The 24093-nt window shown below is 67.8% G+C and carries 20 protein-coding genes; 12 read left to right on the top strand and 8 right to left on the bottom strand.

Annotation, left to right across the window (positions count from 1 at the left end; genetic code table 11):
• Positions 1 to 219: 219 nt before the first annotated feature.
• The 8 genes from IG65_RS0117130 to IG65_RS0117085 all read left to right on the top strand — a co-directional run bounded on the left by IG65_RS0117130 (position 220) and on the right by IG65_RS0117085 (position 9629).
• Entirely contained in the window at positions 220 to 1191 is a 972-nt protein-coding gene (locus IG65_RS0117130) for a ParA family protein (protein WP_081879532.1), read from the top strand.
• Positions 1188 to 2060: a ScpA family protein gene (locus tag IG65_RS0117125; protein ID WP_051756303.1), complete on the top strand. Its 873-nt coding sequence runs from the start codon at positions 1188 to 1190 to the stop codon at positions 2058 to 2060. The genes IG65_RS0117130 and IG65_RS0117125 overlap by 4 nt, the downstream gene beginning before the upstream one ends.
• 335 nt (positions 2061 to 2395) lie before the next feature.
• The gene (scpB, locus tag IG65_RS34800; protein WP_036524834.1) at positions 2396 to 3067 is read left to right on the top strand and encodes an SMC-Scp complex subunit ScpB; all 672 of its coding nucleotides are present in this window, start codon (positions 2396 to 2398) and stop codon (positions 3065 to 3067) included.
• A gap of 695 nt (positions 3068 to 3762) precedes the next feature.
• Positions 3763 to 4572: a pseudouridine synthase gene (locus IG65_RS39800; RefSeq protein WP_308248289.1), complete on the top strand. Its 810-nt coding sequence runs from the start codon at positions 3763 to 3765 to the stop codon at positions 4570 to 4572.
• Positions 4573 to 4673: 101 nt separating this feature from the next.
• Positions 4674 to 5342 (top strand): (d)CMP kinase, encoded by a 669-nt coding sequence (gene cmk, locus IG65_RS0117110; RefSeq protein ID WP_036524910.1) that lies wholly within the window; start codon positions 4674 to 4676, stop codon positions 5340 to 5342.
• Positions 5339 to 6781, top strand: coding sequence for a ribosome biogenesis GTPase Der (gene der / locus IG65_RS0117105; RefSeq protein ID WP_369801551.1), 1443 nt, complete (start codon positions 5339 to 5341; stop codon positions 6779 to 6781). The genes cmk and der overlap by 4 nt, the downstream gene beginning before the upstream one ends.
• Before the next feature lie 1049 nt (positions 6782 to 7830).
• Complete coding sequence (locus IG65_RS0117090) at positions 7831 to 8892, top strand: alpha/beta hydrolase family protein (protein WP_030515918.1); 1062 nt, start codon at positions 7831 to 7833, stop codon at positions 8890 to 8892.
• A gap of 218 nt (positions 8893 to 9110) precedes the next feature.
• The gene (locus tag IG65_RS0117085) at positions 9111 to 9629 is read left to right on the top strand and encodes a DoxX family protein (RefSeq protein ID WP_051756299.1); all 519 of its coding nucleotides are present in this window, start codon (positions 9111 to 9113) and stop codon (positions 9627 to 9629) included.
• On the opposite strand, the gene IG65_RS0117080 is transcribed toward IG65_RS0117085, so the two are convergent.
• Positions 9616 to 10779 carry an MFS transporter gene (locus tag IG65_RS0117080; protein WP_036524831.1) on the bottom strand — a complete coding sequence of 388 codons (1164 nt, stop codon included), beginning with the start codon at positions 10777 to 10779 and terminating at the stop codon, positions 9616 to 9618. The two genes, IG65_RS0117085 and IG65_RS0117080, sit on opposite strands and share 14 nt — an antisense overlap.
• 63 nt (positions 10780 to 10842) lie before the next feature.
• Here IG65_RS0117080 and IG65_RS0117075 point away from each other — a divergent pair, with 63 nt between their 5' ends.
• Both IG65_RS0117075 and IG65_RS0117065 read left to right on the top strand, forming a co-directional pair.
• Positions 10843 to 11178: a MerR family transcriptional regulator gene (locus IG65_RS0117075; RefSeq protein WP_030515915.1), complete on the top strand. Its 336-nt coding sequence runs from the start codon at positions 10843 to 10845 to the stop codon at positions 11176 to 11178.
• Between the two features lie 334 nt (positions 11179 to 11512).
• A complete protein-coding gene (locus IG65_RS0117065) occupies positions 11513 to 13126 on the top strand; it encodes an MFS transporter (protein WP_030515914.1) in 1614 nt (537 codons plus the stop codon).
• A 69-nt stretch (positions 13127 to 13195) separates the two neighbouring features.
• Here IG65_RS0117065 and IG65_RS0117060 read toward each other — a convergent pair whose 3' ends face one another.
• Entirely contained in the window at positions 13196 to 15364 is a 2169-nt protein-coding gene (locus IG65_RS0117060; RefSeq protein ID WP_063833632.1) for a bifunctional diguanylate cyclase/phosphodiesterase, read from the bottom strand.
• 116 nt (positions 15365 to 15480) lie between these two features.
• Between IG65_RS0117060 and IG65_RS0117055 the strand changes: the two genes are divergently transcribed.
• Both IG65_RS0117055 and IG65_RS35955 read left to right on the top strand, forming a co-directional pair.
• On the top strand, positions 15481 to 16287 hold the full coding sequence (locus IG65_RS0117055; RefSeq protein ID WP_030515912.1) for an SAM-dependent methyltransferase: 807 nt from the start codon (positions 15481 to 15483) through the stop codon (positions 16285 to 16287).
• A 65-nt stretch (positions 16288 to 16352) separates the two neighbouring features.
• Entirely contained in the window at positions 16353 to 16769 is a 417-nt protein-coding gene (locus IG65_RS35955; RefSeq protein WP_051756297.1) for a protease inhibitor I42 family protein, read from the top strand.
• A gap of 61 nt (positions 16770 to 16830) precedes the next feature.
• Here IG65_RS35955 and IG65_RS0117045 read toward each other — a convergent pair whose 3' ends face one another.
• Genes IG65_RS0117045 through IG65_RS0117020 form a run of 6 tightly spaced genes read right to left on the bottom strand, consistent with a single transcriptional unit; the run spans position 16831 to position 24092 of the window.
• Entirely contained in the window at positions 16831 to 17844 is a 1014-nt protein-coding gene (locus tag IG65_RS0117045) for a hypothetical protein (RefSeq protein ID WP_030515910.1), read from the bottom strand.
• Between the two features lie 28 nt (positions 17845 to 17872).
• Positions 17873 to 18673: an SDR family oxidoreductase gene (locus tag IG65_RS0117040; RefSeq protein WP_169812476.1), complete on the bottom strand. Its 801-nt coding sequence runs from the start codon at positions 18671 to 18673 to the stop codon at positions 17873 to 17875.
• Entirely contained in the window at positions 18670 to 19641 is a 972-nt protein-coding gene (locus tag IG65_RS34795) for a DUF1702 family protein (RefSeq protein ID WP_051756292.1), read from the bottom strand. The genes IG65_RS0117040 and IG65_RS34795 overlap by 4 nt, the downstream gene beginning before the upstream one ends.
• Positions 19642 to 19678: 37 nt before the next feature.
• Positions 19679 to 20719 (bottom strand): enediyne biosynthesis protein, encoded by a 1041-nt coding sequence (locus IG65_RS0117030; RefSeq protein WP_051756289.1) that lies wholly within the window; start codon positions 20717 to 20719, stop codon positions 19679 to 19681.
• The gene (locus IG65_RS0117025) at positions 20716 to 22725 is read right to left on the bottom strand and encodes a CRTAC1 family protein (RefSeq protein WP_051756286.1); all 2010 of its coding nucleotides are present in this window, start codon (positions 22723 to 22725) and stop codon (positions 20716 to 20718) included. Before IG65_RS0117025 ends, IG65_RS0117030 begins: the two co-directional genes overlap by 4 nt.
• Positions 22722 to 24092: an aminotransferase class I/II-fold pyridoxal phosphate-dependent enzyme gene (locus IG65_RS0117020; protein WP_030515905.1), complete on the bottom strand. Its 1371-nt coding sequence runs from the start codon at positions 24090 to 24092 to the stop codon at positions 22722 to 22724. Before IG65_RS0117020 ends, IG65_RS0117025 begins: the two co-directional genes overlap by 4 nt.
• Position 24093 lies beyond the last annotated feature (1 nt).

Genomic DNA, 24093 nt, shown 5'->3' with positions numbered 1-24093 from the left:
CGGTTGGTGCCGTGAGGACACGGTGTTGTGGCACGGGCAATGACACAAGTGCGCAACGATCGGGGGCGTTCCCCAAGCGTGTCCGATCGGGGGTCTTGCGCTCGGAGGCGGTAGCGTCTAATGCGGCGGTCCGGTACATCGGCGTCCGGTGTGACGGCCGCCCGCTGTTCCGCAGCGCGCGGCGGGGCAACGAGCAGGAAAACTGAAGGAGCAGCGGACATGACGACAGCCGGCCCGGCCGAGCCGCCGAACAACGCTGCGGCAGAACCGCTTTCGAATATCCGAACCGGCCTCCGAATCGAACAGGCGGCCCGCAGACTCTGGGAGGCGAACGACATCGTGGCGGACGGTACCGAACTCGGCCCGACCGGACGCCCGCTGCGCGACATTCCCGAACCACCCCCGTCGTCGCGCAACGGTGACGCCCTGATCGTCGCCATGTGCAATCAGAAGGGCGGCGTCGGCAAGACCACCTCCACCATCAACCTCGGTGCCGCGCTCGCCGAATACGGCCGCCGGGTGTTGCTGGTCGATCTCGACCCGCAGGGAGCCCTGTCGGCGGGACTGGGCGTGGCCCACCACGACCTAAACCTGACCGTGCACAATCTGCTCGTCGGCGGCCGGGCGAGCGTCGACGACGTGCTGCTCAACACCAAGGTCGACGGGATGGATCTGCTGCCGAGCAACATCGACCTCTCGGCGGCGGAAATCCAGCTGGTCAACGAGGTCGGCCGGGAACAGACCCTCGGCCGCGCGCTGGCACCGCTGCGCGACCGCTACGACTACATACTCATCGACTGCCAGCCGTCGCTGGGTCTGCTCACCGTCAACGCGCTGGCCTGCGCCGACGGCGTGGTCATCCCGATGGAATGCGAATACTTCTCCCTGCGCGGGCTGGCGCTGCTCACCGACACCGTGGAGAAGGTGCGGGACCGGCTCAACCCGCGGCTGGCCCTGTCGGGCATCGTGGTGACCATGTTCGATGCGCGATTGCTGCACTCCCGGCAGGTGATGGCCCGGGTGGTGGAGGTGTTCGGTGATCTGGTGTACGACACCGTGATCAACCGGACCGTCCGTTTCCCCGACGCCAGTGTCGCCGGTGAGCCGATCACCACCTGGGCGCCGAAATCCGGTGGCGCGGAAGCGTATCGGGCGATGGCACGGGAAGTCATCCACCGGTCGGGCCGGTGAGCGAGGCCGGACCACCGGCTGCCGAGGTCGTACCGGAAAACAAGCCCGACGGGTTCCACCTGCGGCTGAGCAATTTTCAGGGGCCGTTCGACCTGTTGTTGCAGCTGATCAGCCAGCGGCGGCTCGATGTGACCGAGGTGGCGTTGCACAAGGTCACCGACGAGTTCATCGCCTACACCAAAGAGCTCACCGCGAGCCTGGAACGCGATCCGACGCTGCGGGCGGATCGGATTCTCGATCAGACCACCGAATTCCTGGTGGTCGCCGCGACCCTGCTCGACCTCAAGGCCGCCCGGCTGCTGCCGTCCGGTGAGGTCACCGATGCCGACGACCTGGAACTGCTCGAGGCGCGCGATCTGCTGTTCGCGCGGCTGCTGCAGTATCGGGCCTTCAAACAGGTCGCCGAACTGCTCGGTGAGCTCGAGGCCGCCGCATTGCGCCGGTATCCGCGGGCGGTGTCGCTCGAGGAACGCTTCCTGGACCTGCTGCCGGAGGTGAGCCTCGGCGTCGACGCGGCCGGTTTCGCCGATATCGCCGCGGCCGCGTTCCGCCCCCGGCCGCGGCCGACGGTCGGGCTGGACCACCTGCACGCCCATGCCATCTCCGTGGCCGAACAGGCCGCGCTGGTCTTGGAGATGCTGAAGAAGCGCGGGGTGGGAGAGTGGTCGACCTTCCACGAGCTGTGCGCCGATTGCGAGATGCCGATCCAGATCGTCGCGCGCTTCCTCGCGCTGCTCGAGCTCTACCGGGGCAAGACGATCGAATTCGACCAACCCGACCCGCTCGGCCCGCTGGCGGTGCGCTGGATCGGCGACGACGCCGAGGGCGCGCCCGCCGAGCCTGTGACAATCGATGAGGATTACGGATGATGTCGCACGGTGAGCAGTCGATGGATCACGCGGAAGCCCGAGCCGAAGCGGCCGCCGTCGCCCCGGCGGGCGATGCCGCGATCGGACAGACCGGCCGTTCCGAGGTCGTGCCCTCCTCGGCCGATTCGTCGGGGCGTGGTGGTGATGATGCGGCGGTCGCACCTGCCGCGGACGATGCCGCTCAGACCGCCGCTGACGAGGTTGCGCCCGCTGGTGTCGACGATGCGCAGGATGCTGGTACCGAGTCGGGTGTTTCGCGAACCTTCGTTGGCGAGTCCGGCGTTGCGGAGGCCGTAGGGAGTGGGCCGAGCGGTGATGCCGAGCATCCCCGCGAGGTGCGGCCCGGGGCGGAGAACGACGCGGACGAGGAGGAGGTCGCTCGTCCGCTCGACGACCAGGAGGTGCGGTCGGCGCTCGAGGCGATGCTGCTGGTAGTGGATGCGCCGGCGTCGGCGGAACTGCTCGCGGCGGCGGTCGACGACGCGCCTGCCCGGATCGAGCGGGTGTTGCGCGAGATGTCGGCGGAGTGGACCGCGCGGGGCAGTGGAATCGATCTGCGCTATGTGGGCGACGGGTGGCGTCTGTACACCCGGACCGAGTACGCGCCCTATGTCGAACGTATGCTGTTGGACGGGGCGCGGTCCAAGCTCACCAGGGCCGCTTTGGAAACTTTGGCGGTTATCGCCTATCGTCAACCGGTTACGCGAGCACGAGTGAGTGCCGTGCGCGGGGTGAACGTCGACGGCGTGATCCGCACCCTGGTGGCGCGGGGACTGATCGCCGAGGCGGGCGCCGACGTCGATACCAACGGCACCCTCTACGTCACCACCGAACTGTTCCTGGAACGGATCGGGCTCGCGTCGCTGGCGGAACTTCCGTCGCTGGCGCCCCTGCTACCGGGCGTCGACCTGATCGATGAGATCAACGAGAGCCTGGACACCGACCCCCGGTACACCAAGCTGAAGAAACCCGCCGAATCGGATATCGATCTCGGCACCGAGGATTGACCGGATCCGCAGCGGATCCTGTCGACTGATCAGAGGACCACGTGAATACACCCGCTCGCCGAGATGGCACACCGGACCGTAGGAAAAGACACAGCGACCCGCCTCGTGGCGGCGGACGCGCGGCACGAGGGGCGGCCGGCCGCGCCGACCGCAGCGATGACAGACGCGGCGACCGCTACGGGCGCCGGGACGACAGTTACGGCCGCGGCGACACACGTGGGTCGCGACCCGGCCGCGAGGACGACCGTTACGGCCGCGGGGGCGAGAGCTACGGCCGCGGTGGTGACCGGTCCGGCCGCGGAGACGACCGTTACGGCCGCGGCGGGGAGAGGTCCGGCCGAGGGGACGACCGCTTCGGGCGCGGCGGGGAGAGGTCCGGCCGAGGGGACGACCGCTTCGGGCGCGGCGGGGAGAGGTCCGGCCGCGGAGACGACCGCTACAACCGTGGCGGCGAGAGCTACGGCCGCGGGGACAGCGCCGGACGGGGTTCGCGGTCCGAGGGGGGCTACGGCCGGGGCGATCGGTTCGCTCGCGGCCAGGCGGCCGGGGACGCACGCGGTGACTCGCGATACGGCCGTGGCGATGCCCGCCCCTCGCGCGGCGATTCACCCGCCGGCTCGCGGGATCGCGGCACTGCCGCCGGTCGCCCTCGCGCGGCCGCCCCGAAGCCGAAGAAGCGCAAGACTCCGCCGACCGTGCTGAGTTTCGCCAAACCCGCCCGCCACCAGCATGTCGAGGCCGAGCAATCCGGTCCCAAGAAGTTGCCGTGGGGTGAGGGCGAACGCCTGCAGAAGGTGCTCGCCAAGGCCGGCGTGGCCTCGCGCCGCGCGGCCGAAGAGCTCATCGAACAGGGCCGCGTCGAGGTCGACGGGGCGGTGGTGCGCGAACAGGGCCTGCGCATCGATCCCGATACGGCCGTGGTGCGGGTCGACGGCGTTCGCGTCGTGGTTCGCGACGAACAGGTCTACCTGGCGCTGAACAAGCCCAAGGGTTTCCAGTCGACGATGTCGGACGAACTGGGCCGTCCCTGCGTCGGCGATATCGTCGCCGAGCGGGTGATGGCCGGTCAGCGGCTGTTCCACGTCGGCCGCCTCGACGCCGATACCGAGGGCCTGCTGCTGCTCACCAACGACGGCGATCTCGCGCATCGGCTGATGCATCCGTCGTTCCAGGTGTCGAAGACGTATCTCGCGACGGTGCAGGGTGAAATGCAGCGTGGGGTCGGCAAGCAGCTGCGCGACGGCGTCGAACTCGAGGACGGCCCGGCGAAGGTCGACAAATTCCAGGTGCTCGAGGTCGCCGAGGGCAAATCGCTGGTCCGGGTGATCCTGCACGAGGGCCGCAAGCACATCGTGCGGCGGTTGCTGGCCGAGGTCGGGTACCCGGTGATCGCGCTGGTTCGCACCCATATCGGGCCGGTCGCGCTGGGCGATCAACGGTCGGGCACCCTGCGAGTGCTGGGCCGAGACGAAATCGGGAAGTTGTACGAGGCGGTGGAGTTGTGAGTGGTGTGGACATGCTGGACGATCGGATCCGAGGAGGCCGTGACGTGGTGGAATCCGGCATCGGCGACGACGGCATCCCTGGCGCGGAACTCGTCGTCGCCATGGACGGCCCGTCGGGCACCGGCAAGTCGAGTGTGTCGCGCCGTCTCGCGGCGCGGCTCGGCGCCCGCTATCTCGACACCGGCGCGATGTATCGCGTCGCGACCCTGCGGGTGCTGCGCAGCGGTGTCGAGCTGACCGATCCCGCCGAGATCGCGGCCGCGGTCAAGGATCTGCCGCTGACCATCGGCACCGATCCCGGCCACGAGCTGATCGAACTCGACGGCGAGGACGTGTCGGCCGAAATTCGCGGCGACGCGGTGACCAAGGCGGTCTCCGCCGTCTCCGCGGTGGCCGAGGTACGGACGCAACTCGTCGCCCTGCAGCGTGAGATCGCGGCCGCGGCCGGGCGGATCGTGGTCGAAGGCCGCGATATCGGCACGGTCGTGCTGCCCGATGCCGACGCCAAGATCTATCTGACCGCGTCGGCGCAGGCCCGCGCGTCGCGGCGCAATCAGCAGAACATCGCCGAAGGTCGCGGCGACGATTACGACGCGGTGCTCGCCGATGTGCAGCGCCGCGACAATCTGGATTCCACCCGCGCGGTATCGCCGCTGCGCCCGGCCGCGGACGCGGTGCAGGTCGACACCAGCGAGCTGAGCATGGACCAGGTCATCGACGAGCTGTACCGGGTTGTGGCGCAGCAGATTACGGTGGGAGAGCGCAGATGAGCCCGAGTGTGACACCGAGTTCGAGTTCCGACACTCTCGCCGGCGACGGCATCTGGACCGACGAAACCGATTGGGAGATCGCCGATTTCGAGGGCGACGCGGACGCGCACGAGCATGTGCCGATGCCCACCGTGGCCGTCGTCGGCCGCCCGAACGTCGGCAAATCGACGCTGGTGAACCGGATCCTGGGCCGCCGCGAGGCGGTCGTCGAGGACATTCCGGGCGTCACCCGCGATCGGGTGTCGTACGAGGCGAGCTGGGCGGGGCGCCGCTTCCTGGTGCAGGACACCGGCGGCTGGGAACCTGACGCGAAGGGTCTGCAGCAGGCGGTGGCCCGGCAGGCCGAACTGGCGATGCAGACCGCCGATGCGATCTTGCTGGTCGTGGACGCCACCGTGGGTGCGACCGCGACCGACGAGGCGGCGGTGAAGGCGTTGCGGCGCTCCAAGACTCCGGTGATCCTGGTCGCGAACAAGGTCGACGGCGAGAAGGCCGAAGCCGATGCGGCCGTGCTGTGGTCGCTCGGGCTGGGAGAGCCGCGGATGGTGTCGGCGGCGCACGGTCGCGGTACCGGCGACCTGCTCGACGATGTGCTCGCGGTGCTGCCGGAAACTCCGCGCGAGGGTTCCGGGGGAGGGGGCCCGCGGCGAGTGGCCCTGGTCGGTAAGCCGAATGTCGGCAAGTCCAGCCTGCTGAACAAGCTGTCCGGTGACGAGCGTTCCGTGGTGCACGATGTGGCCGGAACGACGGTCGACCCGGTCGACTCGCTGGTCGAATTGGGCGGCAAAACATGGCGTTTCGTCGATACCGCAGGCCTGCGCCGCAAGGTCGGCACGGCCGACGGAACCGAGTTCTACGCCTCGTTGCGCACCAAGGCCGCCATCGAGGCCGCCGAGGTCGCGATCATGCTGATCGACGCCTCCGAACCGATCACCGAACAGGATCTGCGCGTGATCGGCATGGTCGCCGATGCCGGCCGCGCACTCGTGCTCGCGTTCAACAAGTGGGATCTGGTCGACGAGGATCGCCGCTACCAGCTCGAGCGTGAGGTGGAGCGCGAACTGGTGCGGGTGCCCTGGGCGCAGCGGGTGAACATTTCCGCGCACACCGGCCGCGCGGTCCAAAAGCTCGTTCCGGCAATGGAAACCGCGCTCGAATCCTGGGATCAGCGGATCCCCACGGGCCGGCTCAACACCTGGCTCAAGGAGGTCATCGCGGCGACGCCGCCGCCGATGCGGGGCGGGCGATTGCCGCGCGTGCTGTTCGCGACCCAGGCGACCACCCGGCCGCCGACGTTCGTGCTGTTCACCACCGGATTCCTGGAGGCGGGCTACCGCCGTTTCCTGGAGCGCCGCCTGCGTGAGGAATTCGGTTTCGACGGTTCGCCGGTGCGCATCTCGGTGCGGGTGCGCGAGAAGCGGGATCGTTCGAAGAAGTAGTGGAAGTGCCGGTGCGGGCGGATGTTTCGTCCGCACCGGACATCCCGCCGGCTTCCGGCCTTGCGGAGTTCTGCCAAAGGTGTCTGTCGGCCTTCTTCATTGCCTCACGGACATATGCGCATCAAAACATGTTTGTGCGGCACGTCCCGGGCAGGCCCGACTTCGTCGCAGCAACGCCGACTTTTCACGAAGAGGCATCGACCGAGCCGGCCTGTGGCATCGCGGCCGCCCGCAAGGTGCGGGGGAATTGCGTTGTGGGCGGGTCGGACTCGGCGCGGGCGAGTCGGCGCTGCCGATTGCGCCGTTTCGGTCGCGGTGTGAACCACATCACGCTACGGTGAATCCGCTTGGCCCACAATCGAAGAGGTTTGCCATGTGGAGCATCGCCGTCCTGTCGGTCATCGCCGCCGCGCTCATCGCCGCCGGATTTTCCGCCGGGTTCCCGGACAAGTAGGCCGCGGGAGATCGTGGTTCGCTCCGGTCGCTGAGAATTTCACAATCAGCGACCGGTGCGGGCCCGCCGGCGAATGGCTGCGCCCGAACGCGTGCGGAGACGCGGGCGATGCGGGTGCATGGGAGGTCGAGAATCCGATGCCGTGCGAGCGGCCGGACCTCCGCGCACTCGATCCGGTCGCGGCAGCGCTCGTCGTAGGGGGCGACCGCCCGATGCGGATCTGTCGCTGTTCGGAGCCTCTGTTTCGGCGGCCGAGCCGGGGCCGGTGGCGGCCACTGCGCGGCTTGCACGTGCAACGAGGACCGGATGCACCGGTTGGCCGACGGTCCGTCGGGAGTTCGCCGCGGGCGTCGGTGGGCCGACGCCGGACGCCTTCGCCGCATGACCGCTCGGTATGTCTGTTATGCGAGACCGGTCGGTCGGAAATAAACATCACATTTCAGTAACGGCGCCGAATGGGTGGTCGATACGGGCGTGACACGCGCAGTGCGGCGGACCCCGGCGAGGCCGGGGGTCGGGGTGGCGGCACTGGGCACCGTCGCGGCCCGGCGGGGGCGGGGCCTCGGCGTTCGATCACGAAAGGTGCTGTTTACACATGCGAAGATTGCGTCGGCAGAGATCCGGGCGCTCCGGTACGACGCTCGGGCGGACCCTGCTCGCCTTGGCCCTGGCGCTGTTCGTGCCGCTGACCGCCGCGGTGTCGGGTCAGCTCCCGCGGGCCGCGGCCGCCTTCGACCCCGCCGGCTTCGACTTCTGGGTCGACTCGAGTATGGGGCCGATCAAATCGCGCGTCTTCCGCGCCGCCGACGGCAACACCGACCGCGTCGTCTACGCCCTCGACGGCATGCGCGCCCGCGAGGATCTCAACGGCTGGGAGATCGAAACCGATATCGCGCACCTGCTGACCTCGTGGAATATCAACGTGGTGATGCCGGTCGGCGGACAGTCCAGCTTCTACGCGGACTGGAACGCCCCGTCGAGCTTCCTCGGTGTCGCGCCGGGCTCGGGCTCCTCGTCCGGGTCGTCGTCGGGATCCGGTGCGCTGCAGGCCTTTTCGGCCGGACCGGGTAAGTCCTACACCTACAAGTGGGAGACCTTCCTGACGCAGAATCTACGCGGCGCGCTGCGCGACCGCCTGGGATTCCGGGCCGACCGCAACGGCGTCTTCGGCCTGTCGATGGGCGGTAGCGCCGCGCTGACCCTGGCCGCCTACCATCCCGATCAGTTCAGCTTCGCCGGCTCGTTCTCCGGTTACCTCAATATCTCGGCGCCGGGTATGCGCGAGGCGATCCGCATGGCCATGCTCGACACGGGCGGTTACAACGTCGATGCGATGGCTCCGCCGTGGGGCCCGCAGTGGCTGCGGATGGATCCGTTCGTGTTCGCGCCCAGGCTGATTCAGAACCACACGCGGCTGTGGATCTCGGCAGGCAGCGGACTGCCCACCGCCACCGACGGGCCGAATATGGGCACCGTCAACGGAATGGGACTCGAGGCGCTGGCGCTGGTGAACACCCGGGCATTCCAGGTGCGGATGGCGTCACTGGGCGCGCAGAACATCGCCTACGACTTCCCGGCCTTCGGCATCCACGCCTGGAACAACTGGCGTGACGAGGTGTATCGGATGGCTCCGGACTTGTCGGCCAACATCGGCTGACACGGATTCGCCGACGCTTCCCGCTGTGCGGATCGTCGGCGGTCCGCGAACCGCCACCCGGCGGCGTGTCGCTCACACGGCACGCCGCCGGGTCGTCTTCGTCGGCGAGACCTCCCGGAATCGCGCGCAGTGGCAGAGCCGTATCCACAGTCCGCGGCGGTGCGCTCGCCGTAGGGTCGGATGCGGAACCAGGTGGCGAAGTCGGGAGGCGAAGTCTCATGGCGGAAGCGCAGCAGTGGTCGTGGTGGAAGATACTGGGCCCCGAGGGCCCGCCGGCGGTGATCTGTATCCGGTTGGCGGTGGGACTGGTGTTCCTCAGTGAGGGGATTCAGAAGTTCGTCTACCCGCACGCGCTGGGACCGGGTCGATTCGACAAGATCGGGATACCGGCGCCGACGTTCTTCGCCGACCTCGACGGTGTCGTCGAAATCGTGTGCGGTGCCTTGGTCCTGCTCGGTCTGCTGACCCGGCTGGCGGCGGTGCCGCTGCTCATCGACATCGTGCTGGCGATCGCGCTGACCAAAGTGCGTGAGCTGCGCCCGGGCGGATTCGGTGGAGTGCAGGGTTTCTGGGGAATGGCTCACGACGCGCGCACCGATTTCGCGATGCTGCTCGGATTGATCTTCCTGCTGTGGGTGGGGCCCGGCCGCTGGTCGCTGGATGCGCTGATCGCACGGCCCGCCGGTCTGTCACCGGCGGGGCGTGTGTCTGCTGGTGGGCGGGTCAATCCACCATGACGGCGACGTCCTCGGGCTGGGACGCACGAGTGGTCGTGACGGTCATGAGCAAGCCGCAGACGGTGAGGCCGGCGGCGACGAGATAGAGAGGGCGGGGGCCTGCGGGCGAGTCGGCGATCAGTCCACCGACGAGTCCCGCGGCGGCCGCGGCGAGTTGGTAGCCGGAGGCGTTGACGGCCATGGCCAGGGTGGGTGCCGTGGCGGCGGTTGTCATCACGCGCGCCTGCATTCCGGGGATGACGGCGAAGCCGAGCAGGCCGATCGCGACGACCGCGACCACGGTGAGCGCGGTGACGGTCGCGACGAACCACGCTCCCACGAAGGTCGCGGCCAGCAGCCCGAGCAGCGCGGGTTGAGCGAACCGTGGGTTGCGGTCGTAGAGCGTGCCGCCGACGAGATTGCCGATCGTCGCGCCGACGCCGTAGGCGAGCAGCAGCAGTGGCAGGCGGCCGGCGGGATGCCCACCCAGGTTCGTGAGCAGCGAGGCGAGGTAGCTGAACACCATCAGCGCGCCGACGTTGCCGACCGCGGTGATCGCCAGCGCCACCAGCACCGGCCCCCGCCGCAGGACCCGCAACTCCGCGACGGCCGAGGTCCGCTGCGCGGCGGCCGCGGAGGGGAACGCCCGGGCGACCGAGACGAGGCCGATCAGGCAGGCGACCGCGATCGTGGCGAACGTCGCTCGCCAACCCCACTGACTGCCGATCCGGGTGCCGATCGGAGCTCCGAGGATCATCGCCAGGTTCATGCCGAATGCCAAGCGGGCCACCATGGTTCCGGCCCGCTCCGGGGCCGCGGACTGTACCGCGATCACGACGGCCTGGGCGAAGAACGTTGAGGTCACCAGCGCGGTGAGCAACCGGGCCGCCAACAGCAGCCGGAAGTCGGGCGCGAGGGCGGAGACGGCATTGCCGACGACCGCGACGGCCAGCAGGGCCACCATCAGGCGTTTCCGATCGATTCCGGCCGTCACGGCGGTGAGCAGCGGCCCGCCGATGATCATGCCGACGGCGTACGCGGTGACCAGCAGACCGGCGGCGCCGACGCTGACCCCGAGGTCGGCGGCGACCTCGGGCAGGATTCCGGCGACGACGAATTCGCCGGTGGTGACGCTGAATACGCAGAATATGAGGATGAGGAGTCGGAGCATGCTGGGACGCTAAACTCTCACGTCCACGTGAGAGTCAAGCCCGAACAGCGAACGGAGCGCCAGGTGAAGATCGGAGAGTTGGCCGAGCGAACCGGGGTGAGTGTGCGCGCACTGCGGTACTACGAGGAACGAGGTGTGCTGAAGCCGGAGCGAACCACCGCCGGGTACCGCGTCTTCGGCGACTCCGACGTCCGCACGGTGGCGCACATCCGCACCCTGCTCGCGGCCGGGCTGCATATGGACCTCATCGGTGAGATCCTGTCCTGCCTGTCCGGCGATTCCCTGCTGTTGGACGGCTGCCGCGAACGACTGGAAGTGGAGCGTCGCCGCATCACCGGTGATATCGACCGACTCGTCCACACCCGATCGTTGCTGGACGATCTACTCGCGACCACCTAGCGCACCTCGATCGCCCACTCGGTGTTGTTTCGGCTGGCTACCGGCTATGAGGTGAGTCGGCCGGGTCGGCCGGAGGGGAGTGAATCGCTCTCGGACTCAGGGATTTCCGGAGACGAGCGAAACTCCGAAGATCTGGCTCAGCCGCTCTCCCTCGACCAGGAGAAGGAACAAGCCGTAGTACAAATCGAGCATCAGAGCATTGTGCCCTGCCGCGGTGTCGCGCGACATGGAGATGCGCGAGTTCGGTCCCACTGAGCGGGTTCGGTGATATTCGGACCACCCGGAATGTGACACGGTTCACGCCATCTTGTTCACCTGTCACCCCGGAGGGCATATGTCCACCTCCCTCGAAGCGACGACACCGTCGGAGCCGGTCGATACCACCGGCCGCCTCGACGGCGCGTCCAAACTGCGCATTTTCACCGTGCTCGCGGTGATTGTGCTGTTCACCGAGGTCGCCCCGATGCAATTCGTCATGGTGTCGGCGGCATTGCGCCAGATCGCGCCGACCTTTCCCGACCAGGGCGCGAATATCAACTGGGCGATCATCATCTTCGGCGTCATCGGCGCCGCGGCCTCGCCGCTGATCGGCAAGATGAGCGATATCTGGGGCAAGAAGCGGATGTTCCTGCTCTGCGGGGTGCTGTTTCTGATCGGCTGCGCGCTGTGCGCGGTCACCAGCAACTGGATGATCTTCCTGGTCGGGCGAGGTCTGCAGGCCACCGCGATCGCGACCGCGGTGATCTCCTACGGCCTGATCCGCGACCTCATGCCCCGCAAGTACGTGCCGATCGGGCTGGGTGTGGCCTCCACCGGCCTGGGTGTTTCGGCCGTGGCCGGACCGCTGATCGGCGGCTACATCGTCGACCACCACAGCTGGCGGGCGATCTTCTGGTTCCTGTTCGTCTTCACCCTGATCATGCTGCCGCTGGTCGCACTGATCGTGCCGGAGTCGCGGCTGCGCACGCCGCAGCGACTGGATGTGATCGGCGCGGTGCTGCTGGCCACGGGTGCGGTGCTGACGCTGATCTACCTCGACAAGGGGCAGGATTGGGGCTGGGCGAAGCCGTCGACTCTCGCCTGGCTGGTCGTCGGACTCGTGCTGCTCGCCGCCTTCCCGATCGTGGAAATGCGTGTGCGGCAACCGATCATGGATATGAAGCTGCTGTTCCACCCGCGAGTGAGCGTGGTGTTGTTCGTCGCGCTGCTGGCGTCGTTCACGATCGGATACCAGGGCTACGCGGTGGGGTACATGACCCAGTCGCCGCCCGCCGCGGATGTCACCGCCGGTGTCGTGCAGGGCACGCTCGCCGAGATCCACGCCCAGACCGGGCAGATGCTGCCGGCGCAGGCCGTGCAGGTGAGCCTGAACCCGGGCTATACCTACGGCGACAATCTGACGTTGCTCGGATTCGCGGTGCACGTGGCCTTGGCGCAGGCGGTGCTCGGCATGATCGCCGGACTGATCGCCGGGTTCTGGATCCGCCGCTCCGGTGCGCGGCTGCCGCTGATGTCGGCGCTGGTGGTGATGGTGCTCAGCGGGCTGGCCTATGCGGTGCTCGACCACGGCTGGAGTGTGATCGCCCTGATCAGCGCCGTGTACGGCCTCGCCTTCGGCCTGTACTACGCCTCGACGCCGAACCTCATCGTGGAGGGCGTCCCGGCCGAACAGCAGGGCATCAGCGCGGGCATGCTCGGGGTGATGCAGTCGATGGGCGCCGCGATCGGCATCGCGGTGGCGACCGCGTTCCTCAACGCCAATCCGGTGCGCGCCGATATCTCGGTGGCGGGAAAGCATGTGGCCACCAAGGATATTCCGCTGTTGTTCGCCGACCGCGGATATGAGCTCGGCTTCTACTTCGTGGCCGTGGCCGCCGCTGTCGCGCTCGTCGGTGTGGTGTTCATGAAGCACGGCCGCAGCGCGGCCACCGGTGGTACGGCGTTCTGATTCCGGGACACAACGCGGGCGGTGCGGTGGCCGATGCGGGCCACCGCACCGCCCGCGTGCGTGGAACAGTCAGAGGCCGTGCGGTTTCGGCGGCGTGCCGGGCAGCTCGAGCGGCAGCGACCCCGGGGCTTCGAGTTCGCGTTCGAGCAGATCCGCGATCACGTCGGCATGCACCGGGTGGTGGAAGTACCAGCCCTGGGCGGTATCGCACTGCAGTCCGAGCAGCCGGTCGGCCTGATGCCGGGTCTCCACGCATTCCGCGGTCACGCTCAGGCCCAGATCGTGGCTGAGATCGATGATCGTCTCCAGGATCAGCAGATCGCTGCGGCCGACCGTGCCGGCATTGCGGATGCGATGGATGAACGGCCCCGCCAATTTCACCACGTGCAGCGGAAGCTGGCCCAGATAGGCCAGATTGGAATATCCGGTGCCGAAATCGTCGATGGCGATGCGGATTCCGGATTCGGCGAGGGTGTGCAGCGCCTGCAGTGGCCGGCCGATGGCGTGCATGAAGGTACGCTCGGTGAGCTCCAATTGCAGCCGGTCCGGCGGGATTCCAGTGTCCGCGACGATCTTCTGCACCCGTTCGAGCCAGGCCGGATCGGCGACTTCCTCCGCCGAGACGTTCACACTCACCACCGGCGCCTTGTCGCCGAAGCGGTCGCACCAGCGCCGGCCTTCCCGGCACGCCTGCTCCAGCACCACCGTGCCGAGCGCGATGATGTGGCCGCCGCCCTCGGCCAGATCGATGAACCGGGCCGGACTCAGAATTCCCAGCTGCGGGTGGTGCCAGCGCACCAGGGCCTCCACCGCGACCGGCCGGTGGTCGCCGAGATCCACGATCGGCTGGTAGTCGAGGAAGAATTCGCCGCGGGCCAGCGCGCCCGGGAGATCGGCGAGTAGTTCGGCGCGGGTGTGCTCGCGGCGGCGCCGGCTGGGGTCGAAGACCGCGTAGCGGCCGCGGCCGTCGGTCTTGGCCCAGTACATGGTCGAATCGGCGGCCTGCAGCAGTTCTTCGGTGGTGGTTTCGGCGGCCTGTTCGGAGATGACGCCGATACTCACCCCGATCCGCAACCGGTGCCCGTCGATGTCGAACGGCACGGTGAACGCGTCGAGCACCGTGCGGGCCAGATCGATCAGTTCGCGCCGACGGCGGGTGCGGGGCACCAGAATGACGAATTCGTCGCCGCCCATCCGGGCCACGAGATTGTTCTCCCCGATCGCGCACGCGCACAGCCGGGCCGCCGCGCGGGTGAGCAGTTCGTCGCCGATGGAGTGGCCGAAGGTGTCGTTGACGGCCTTGAAATGGTCGAGGTCGACGTAGCACAGGCCGACTCGCGCGTCCGGATCGGTGAAGGCCTCGGTGAGCGCGTCGAAGAACCGGGACCGGTTGGCCAGGCCGGTGAGCGGATCGTGATGGGCCCGGTAGCTCAGGCGCTCGCGCAACTCGCGCTGTTCGGAGATGTCTTCGACCAGCACCAGCGTGTACTGCGGCCGGCCGTGGTCGTCACGGATCAGCGAGACGTTGATATTGGTCCACACGGTGTGCCCGTCGCGATGGCGATACGCCTTCTCCATCTGCGCGTGATCGTGGTCCCCGCGCAGCACGCCCGCGTACAGCTCCCACATGCCCGGCGGATCGTCGGGATGGGTGAGGTCGGTGACCTCGAGTTCGTACATCTGTTCCGGTTCGTAGCCGAGCATGGCGGCGAACGCGTTGTTGACCTCGATGATCCGGCCGGTCATATCCGACAGACCCGTGCCGATCCCGGCCTGGGAGAACACGGCCCGCAATCGGGCCTCACTGGCGCGCAACTGTTCCTCCACCACACTGCGCGCCGCGATATCGGCGGTGCGCACACTTTCCTGTTCGCTGAGCAGCCAGGCCCGGAAGGCACGCACGTAACCGCCGGCGAAGGCGCCGATCAATTCTGCGGCCCGGCCGGAGGCGATGTCGAGTTCGGCGAAGTAGGTGGCCAGCACCGTCATGGTGCGGCCGAGGACCTCGTCGCCGACGAAATGAGCGCGGGCCAGATCGCCGCCCAGTTCGGCGACCCGCGCGGTACCGCCGGAGTCGGCGGCGTCGATCAACCCCCGGGCGAGGGTGACCAGCAACTGGCGGGCCTCGGAAACGCTCATGGGTACGACGTGATCGCGGATCCCGCCGCCGAGCGCCGCTGACCATCGGTGCGCCAGGTCGGCGTGCGGACCGTCGTGTTCGGACCCATCCCACGCCATGTCGATGATGGTAGCCGGGGCGTGGACTTCGTGTGAACCGCGGGAGTTTCGCACACCTGTCGAATACGATTGCGTGGCTTCGCCTTCCGGCGGGGTTGGATTCCAGAGAGGTTGCGATGACCAGACCTAGTTGGGCGCCGGAAGGTATCGACCTGGATCGGCCCAGCGCATCGCGGGTGTACGACTATTTCGTCGGCGGGATGCACAATTTCGAGATCGATCGCACGCTGGCACGCCAGATCGAGTCGTTCACCCCGAATGTCGCCGAAACCATGCGCGCCAACCGAGATCTGTTGCGCCGCTGCGTGCGTCATCTGGTAGACGCCGGCATCACCCAATTCCTGGATCTGGGCTCGGGCATTCCGACCGTCGGCAATGTGCACGAGGTGGCGCAGGCGCGTAATCCGCAGGCCCGTGTCGTCTACGTCGATATCGACCCGGTGGCGGTGGCGCACAGCCGGGCGATCCTGGACGGCAACCCGCATGCGGCGGTCGTGCAGGCCGATGTCGCCGAGCCGGACACGATTCTGAACGATACGCTGGTGCGGGAGGTGCTGGACTTCGACCGGCCGATCGCCGTATTGCTGTTGGGCGTCCTGCATTTCGTCCCGGACGAGGCCGATCCGGCCGGATGTGTGGCACGGCTGCAGCAAGCTGTCGCCCCGGGCAGCTATCTCGCGATCACCCATGCCACCGCCGACGGGCAACCGATCGAAGTGCTGGAGGCGCAGAAGCTCTCGGGACGCACCTCGACCGAAATCGTGCTGCGCGACAAGGACCATATCGCGGAATTCTTCCACGACTGGCCGCTGCTGGAACCCGGACTGGTGCATCTGCCGCTGTGGCGGCCCGACAATCCGGCGGACGTGGGGGAGCATCCCGAATTCTCCGGTGCCTATGGCGGTTTGGCGTTGCTGAACTGAGCGCGACTGTAGGGTGTGGACGCCCGTTTGAATATGGAAGGAATGCGGTGCGTACACCTTTGCTGATGGTTGTGTTCGGTCTGGCGCTGACGGCCGGTGGGGCGAATGCGGTTGCCGGGGCCGACCCGATTCCCGCTGTGCCCGGTGCCGTGCAGGCGGTATCGGAGCCGATCATCGTCGGTACCGACGGCGACGGCGGAACCACGACCCTCGACGTCGGACAGGAACTGGCGGTGGCCCTGCCCGACAACCCGACGACCGGATACGTCTGGCAGATCGGCGAAGTCGACCGCGGGGTGCTCGCTCAGGAGGGTGATCCGGTGTTCCGGCCGGGCAGCTCGATGCCGGGTGCGCCCGGTACCAGCGTGTGGACCTTCACCGCCGCCCACGCCGGCAGCACCCGCCTGAGCCTGGTGTCGGTGCGGCCGTGGGATCAGGCCAACCCGGGCCAGCGGTTCTCGATGACCGTCACCGTGCGGTAGTACTTTCGATATCGAACGGCCCGTCACCGCAAGGGACGGGCCGTTCGCATGCCGGAACCGTTCAGCGCGCGGCGAAGACGGCCGCCGCGGGAACGACGGTGACCCACGACATTAACGCCACCATCGCGGTGAAGAACTTCGCTCGCGCACGCAGCACCGGCATCGCCGCATCGAGATCCGCCGACCACACCCGCACCAGCGTGCTGCCCACGAAACCGAGCGCGATCAGCACGCCGGCCCCGTACGGCACCAGACTCCAGATCGCACCGCGCAGGGCCAGGGTCCCGCCGGCCACCATCAGCGCACCTACCAGCACCCGGGTGAACGACTCGATCAGCGAGGTCCGCAGCCCCAGCGCGCGCACGGAGGTCAGGATGTCGTGTTCGGCGTCCTCGGGGATGTCCTCGGCGGTATTGATCGAGAACAGCCCCGTGAGCGTCAGGCCCATTCCGAGGATCGCCACCAGTGCCGCGACGTCGATGCCACGGTCGTAGAGCCGCAGCACGACCAGGCCGGGGAAGACCATCGTCATCAGATAGGTGAAGGGGATCTGCCAGAACCCCGAGGCCTTGAAATGCCATGGCGGCAGCGAATATTGCAGCAGCAGTACGGTTCCGAGCACGATCAGCGGCAGCAGATCGGGATGGCCGGTAGCCCACGTCAGATACAGCGCGGACACGCCGATGAACGCGGTGGTCGCGTAGATCTGGCGGGCCACGAACCGCACCCCGAGATCACGCACCATCCGCGAGAACTTCGATTTGTAATCCACGTCCACCCAGCGGTCGGCCAGGCAGTTGGCGACGTGCAGCAGCTGGATCGCGGCGGCGAGCATGAGCGAGGCCACCAGCATCGGCACCGTCAGGATCTCGTCCCACGACCGCGCGCTGAACAGGACGTCGGCGGCCATGATGCCCACCGACATGGGAGCGATCTCCGGTCTGGTCAGCCACAGCGCGTAATGCAGCCGCAGATGGACCGGCAGCGCGATGCCGTCTTCGCCCGGGCCGGGAGTGAAGATGCGGTGCAGCTGCGCGCGCAGCGATCCGGCGGCGTAGTCTACGGTGCCTGCCACGGCGAATGTCCTTCCGGTGGGGCGGTTCTCATGGCCGCGATGCGCGTGCCTTCGCGATGCTGCGGCGGAAGAACGGCCGCGCGAAATCTTCCGGGATATTGGCCCAGCGCAGGAAGAACGCGGTCAGCGGATCGACGGTGATGTGGGCTCGGCCGCGTTCCATTCCGCGCACGGCGACCTCGGCGACCCGGTCGGCCGGCATGGGCGCGATCGACCCCGTGATGGCCTTGGTTTCGGCGGGCTTGCGCAGATTCTCGCGCAGCAGGCCGGGGGTATCGGTGTCGGCCGGATACAGCACCGATACCGAGATCCCGTGCGGCTCGGCCTCGTAGCGCAGGCACAGGCCCAGTTGCCGTACGCCGGCCTTGGTCGGCCCGTAACTCGAGTAGCCGACGATGCCGAGAAATGCCGAGGTGGAACTGAGCAGCAGGATATTGCCGCGACCGCGTTCGACCATTCCGGGGTAGACGCTACGCACGGCGTATACCGAGCCCAGGTAATTGGCCTGCATCTGGATATCGAACTCGTCGTCGGCCAGATCGAGGAATCGGCCCGGCAGGGTGAGCCCCGCGCAGCACGCCAGGACGGCGCAATCACCCTGCCGCGCTTCGAGATCCTTGATCGCGGCGGCCAGCCCGGCCCGGTCGGTGACATCGGCGACGGCCCATTCGGCGCCGATGCGCCGCGCGGTGGCCGCCAGCACCGCTTCGCGCCGCGCGATGATCGACACGCGCGCGCCGCGGCGGGCGAAGGCAGTCGCCACAGCGGCGCCGATCCCCTCCGAGCCGCCGGTCACGATGACATGACGGCCGGTCCAGTCCACGCTCACGCGTCGTCTCCCGGTGTCGCGGCGAGGACGCCCAGCCGGTCGCGCCAGGCCACATAGGCGCCGGCCGTGCCGTCCTGCGGCACGTCGGCGAAGGCGCGATCGATGAGCGCGGCGGCCTCGTCGATGCCGCGTCCGGTATAGGTGCGCACGGCGACGTGGGTATGCGCGGTGGCACTGTCGGCCTGCTGCCGGATCTTGGCAACCATGGCCGCGCCGGCGGCCAGCTGGGTCCGGAATTGCGGCACGCGGGCCAGGATCGCCTCCAGATCGGCGACCTCGACCCCGCCGGCGAACGTGGTGGCGATGCCGATGCCGTCCCAGAGGTCGGGGTGGCGGGTGCTGTCGAATTCCTCGATCATCTTCGTCACCCCGTCGACCGAGCCACCGCCGATGAACCACAGCGCCCGGCCGATCCCCTGATCGATCGCGCGGTGCAGGGGCGCCGGATCACCCATCCACCGCGGCAGGCGGTTGTCGATGTAGTGGCGGCCGACCCATTTCTCGGTGTGGAAGAAGGCGTTGTAGAAGCCGTACCCGTCCAGTGCCAGCCATCGGTAGCTCTCGTGTTTCGGGAGAGTCTTGCGCCACAACACTTTCGGAATCCGGCCCATCGCCAGGCCCACCCCGACGTACATGGTCAGATCGTGTTTCGCGGCCGGACCGGCGATCAAATCGTGCGCGCGGCGGCCGAACGGGGTGATCGAGTCGACGGCGGCCAATCCCGTCGCGGCGCCCTCGAACGCGAAACCTCGATATTGCTCCGGCAGTGCGGCGATTGTGGCGATCACCTCGTCGTTGTTCTTGCTGCGCACCGCCATATCGATACTGGAGGCCAGATGGGTGGCGACACGTTCGAGTTCGGCGGCGGTGGCCGGGCTGGGTGCCGCGAATCCCGGTCGGTTCAGCGGCGGTTCCTGGGAGCCGGTGCCGAGCAGGATGGAGCGAACCGGTCCGAAGACGGAAGGCATGGTGGTCTCGATTCTGTTGCTGCGAAGTGCTTTTCGGTCAGGAGGGGACCGGCGCGGGTTCGGGTGCGGGCAGTGGCTCCTGCATCGGCACCGGAACCGGATCGCGGTCGAATTCGGCGCGGCGGGCGAGCCATTCGCGGATATTGCGCGACCACCAGTAGACGCCGCGGGCGGCACAGACGATCACGAGGGCGAAGAACAGCCCGAACGACACGTGCAGCACCATCAGGATCCCGTACATGATGCCGACCGATGCCCCGAACGCGATTTGATTGCGGGTGCCGAAGGGTGAGGTCGCGGGGTCGGTGATCATGTAGTTCGTGTAGAGCACGAACGCCAGACCGGTGATCGGCGTCAGCGCGGCGATCACCGAGATATCCGGTTCGAACAGGCCGCGCAGCACGGCCTGCAGGACGAATGCCGCCAGCCAGGCGAGGATCAGCGGCGTCTTCTTGGTGAGCTTGGCGTTCAACATGGTTCCGGCCATCAGCAGGCCCAGGACGATCAGCGCGTCGGCCGCACCCGAGATGTTCTCCACGAAGTGGTACGGACCGACTATCGCGATCTGCGGAAAGAGCAGAAGCGATACGACGATCCCGAAATTCGACGGGTTCATGAAGTGTTTCATCTTGCCGTTGATCTCGGCGCGCAGCACCCATTTGGTGCCGACGGCGACCGTGATGCCGAACATGATCGGCAGAAATCGATCCGCCGCGTACATCAGGAAGTTGAAGGCCAGGCCGGTGATGTGCGCAGGCATCAGGAATACCATCAGCCCGCGTAACCCGTTACCGAGATATCCCGGCCGCCGCCGATAGGCCCACGCGGCAAGGGTTTCCAGTAACAGTTCGACGACGTAGGCAGTCGCCGCGGACAGGAACGGCCACAACCACGGCTGCTCGAAACCGAGCCAGAGGAAGCCGAGGATATTGAAGAACGTCAGCGAGGCCGCGAAGTTGCGCAAGGCGAGATAACGCGGATCCCGCCCCTCCTTGTCGACGCCGATGATCCTTCGCCACCGGGGCAGCTCCGAACGATCGGAAACGTCGCCGCTGTGATCGGTATTCTGTGCGCTCACCGGGTGACCTCCCGCGCGTCGGAATCGAGAACCAGGGTGTGGCGGCCGGGCCGCAGTGGCAGCTGCTGGGTGTGGAATCCGCCGTGGTTGTCGCGCCAGCTCAGCGTGACCGGCAGTGTTGTCGCGGCGTCGATCTCGCCGAGACCCAGGTGGATTTCGGTGGCGCGCTTGCCGGCGTGGCCGCTGCCGCCGTCGAGCTGGGCCACATGCGGTTTCCCGTCCGGAGTGGTGACGGTGACCTCCGCGCCGAGGGCGGGGGAGCCGAGGATCGGCTGACCGGCGATCGTGGTGCCCCCCGAGGCGGTGTTGGTGGGTGGGGTGAACAGGCGCAGGCCGAGATACTGCCCGAGATCGGGAGAATCGTTGCGGTAGTAGACCGGTGCCTCCCACTGGCGCGCGACGGCGAAGCTCAGCCGTCCGGTGCCGGTGGAATCGCCCACCGCGATGCCCCTGGTCGGGGTCGCCGCGAAGACGTTCAGAGCGGGTGAGATGTTGGTGAAATTGCCGTCGGCGTCCTGGACGAAGAAGCCCATCCGGTTGTTGCCGGCCAGATCCGAGTCGGCGGTGTACTTCGGCCAGGCCCAGGGATATTTCGTCAGATCGTCGTTCATCGTGGCCATCTCCTGCACCTGCGGCCAGCGCGTGGTCTTGCCTTTGAACATGCCGTTGCTCTGCACGATCTGCGGACGGCCGCTGTTGTCGAAGTCGTCGATCTTGGTGTCCCACGACCAGCCGTCCCAGGCCAGGCCCTTGCGCACCGATTCGTTGCGGAAGGGAGCGACACCCGAATTCAGCTTCTCCGCGGCTTCTTTCGGGTTTCGGGCGGTGTTCATGAAGGCGAGGTTCGCCTCGACGATGCCCCACCGCTGCGCGATATTGCTGACGAACAGGTCGGGCATACCGTCACCGTCGAGGTCGCCGAAGTCCGCGCCCATGCCTTTGAACGAATCATGGCCCAGCACAAAGGATTTCGGATCGGCGGGCCCGCGAGTGCCCTCGGCGAGGGTGAACCTGATCGCACCGGGGGTCGAGCGGTTGACGAACAGCCGGTCGGGTCCCATATCGTTGGCCACGTACAGCGACGGCAGGCCGGTACCGGTCAGATCCTGGGTGGCGGTCGCGATGGTCCAGCCGTTGGTGGTGCCCTCCGGGAAGGCGTTGAACACTTCGCGGTAATCCACGGTGGGATCGGCGCCGCCGGTGGCGCGTTCGAAGGTGAGCAGGTGGTCGCTGCCGGCGTTGGTCGCCTTGGAGAACGACTCGTTGAGCGTCAGGCTGTGGGTGCCGTCCGGGCCGATGAAATCGCTGTCGGGAAAATAGTTTCCGATGAAGACGCTCGGGTTGCCGCTGCCGTCGAAATCGGCGACGGATGCGGCGAGGGTGAACCAGCGCGCCCCCTGGTAACTCCCGTCGGGAGCCGCGGGGGAGGGCACCAGCTCGACCGGTTTGAACGCGCTGTTGTCCAGTTTCGCGGCGCCGGCACGCGGCAGGAACACGATCGGCGTGCGGCCGCCGTAGTACACCAGCAGGCCCATTCGGCCGGAATGGTCGAAGTCGCCGGGGATGCATCCGGTCGGTGCCATCTTGTCGTCGGTCGGCAGCGGGGCCGGATTCAGGACGAAGGGGGCGTAGCGGGTGGTGTCGCTGTCGGGCGCCGGGGTGACGATCACCGAATCGGACCGCGAGTCGACCAGGCACAGATCGTCGGCCTTGCCGTTGCCGTCGATGTCGTTGATCGCCACCGCCGAGTTGACCGACGACATCCACGCCACCACGTGTTCGTAGCGGGGCTCGATATGGCGGATCGTGCGCTGGGGCAGCCCCGGTGGTAGCGCGATCGGCATCTCGGTGAAGTGGAATCGGTGCGCCGGCGCTCCGTTCGGATCGTCGGAGACCGGTGCGACCATGGCCGAATGCGCGGGCACCAGCAGAATTCCCATCAGCGCGAGGGATGCCAGCGGCACCAGCGCTTTGCGTAGCAGAGAGGTCGAGACGGGCAGTTTCACGAGTTCGGGCCCTCTTCCGTGGTGAAGCCGTCGAATATCCGGCGCAGGGTGCTCAGTGCCATGTCGAGCTGGTCCTCGGTGTGGCGGCAGTTGACGAAGAATCGCAGGCGCGCCTGGCCGGCGGGGACGACCGGATGGCCGATCGCATTCGCCATCACGTCGTGCTCGAGCAGTTCCATCGACGCGCGCACCGCCGGTTCGTCGTCGCCGGTGACGATCGGCGTGATGGGGGTACCGGCGCCGTTGCCGGTGTCGAAGCCCAATTCCCGTGCGCGCGTGAGGAAATACCGGCTGTTGTGGCGCAGCGCGGCGACCCGCTGCGGTTCGTCGTGCAGGACGGCCAGCCCTTCCAGTGCTGCCGCGGCGGCCGACGGTGCGGGTGAGGCGGTGTACATGCTCAGACCGGCGGCGGAGTATTTGAAGCCGTCCACCAGTTCCCGGTTGGCGGCCAGATATCCGCCGACGCTGCCGAGCGCCTTCGACAGCGTGCCCATCCACACGTCCACGGCATCGCCGGGCAGGTCGAACAGCTCGCGCGCGCCGAGGCCGCGCTCGCCCAGGATGCCGAACGAATGCGCCTCGTCGATCATCACCGAACAGTCGTAACGCCGGGCGACCTCGATGATCTCGGGCAGCCGCACGATGTCGCCGTCCATGCTGTAAACACCCTCGAGCAGGACCATCGCGCGGTCGAAGGACCGCCGCGACATCCGCAGTATCGCTTCCAGCGAGTCGGGATCGTTGTGCCGGAACGTCACCCGCCGGCAGCCCGCCCATTCGGTGCCGGAGACGATGCTGTTGTGGATCAGCGAATCGCATACCGCCAGATCGCGTTTGCCGAGCAGGAAGGCCACCGCGGCGGCGTTGGTGAGGAATCCGCTGGACGTCACGATCGCCGCGTCGGTGTCGTAGATGCGCGCCAGCTCGGATTCGAGCTCACGGTAGAGCGGAAGTTCACCGGCGACCAGCCGCACCGCGGCCGCCGAGGTGCCGTAGGTATCGATCGCGGCCGCCGCGGCGGCCTGCACCCGCGGTTCCGCGGCCAGATCCAGGTATCCGAAACTGCTGAAGTTCAGCATGTCCCGGCCCGCGAAGCGGGTCCGCGCCCCGCTGACCCCCTCGTGCGGCAGGTAATATGGGTTCAGCACTCCGGCCGCGGTGGCCCAACTGTCGAACCGCGCCCACTTCTCGGCCGCCTCGACCACGCCCGGGTGGTCGCGGAAATCGGTGCGGCGCATCGGTGTTTCGGTCGCCGTCGCGACGGTGACCGCGGCGGTGGCCGCGGTCTGCGCGCCGCCGCTGCCGGGATCGTGTTTGGACATCAGGGCGCGGGCCACCGCCCGCGCATCCATACTGTCGGTCGTCATC

The organism is Nocardia sp. NRRL WC-3656, from assembly GCF_000720265.1.
GTDB classification, from domain to species: Bacteria; Actinomycetota; Actinomycetes; order Mycobacteriales; family Mycobacteriaceae; genus Nocardia; species Nocardia nova.
This window is presented reverse-complemented; position numbering and strand designations above follow the sequence as displayed.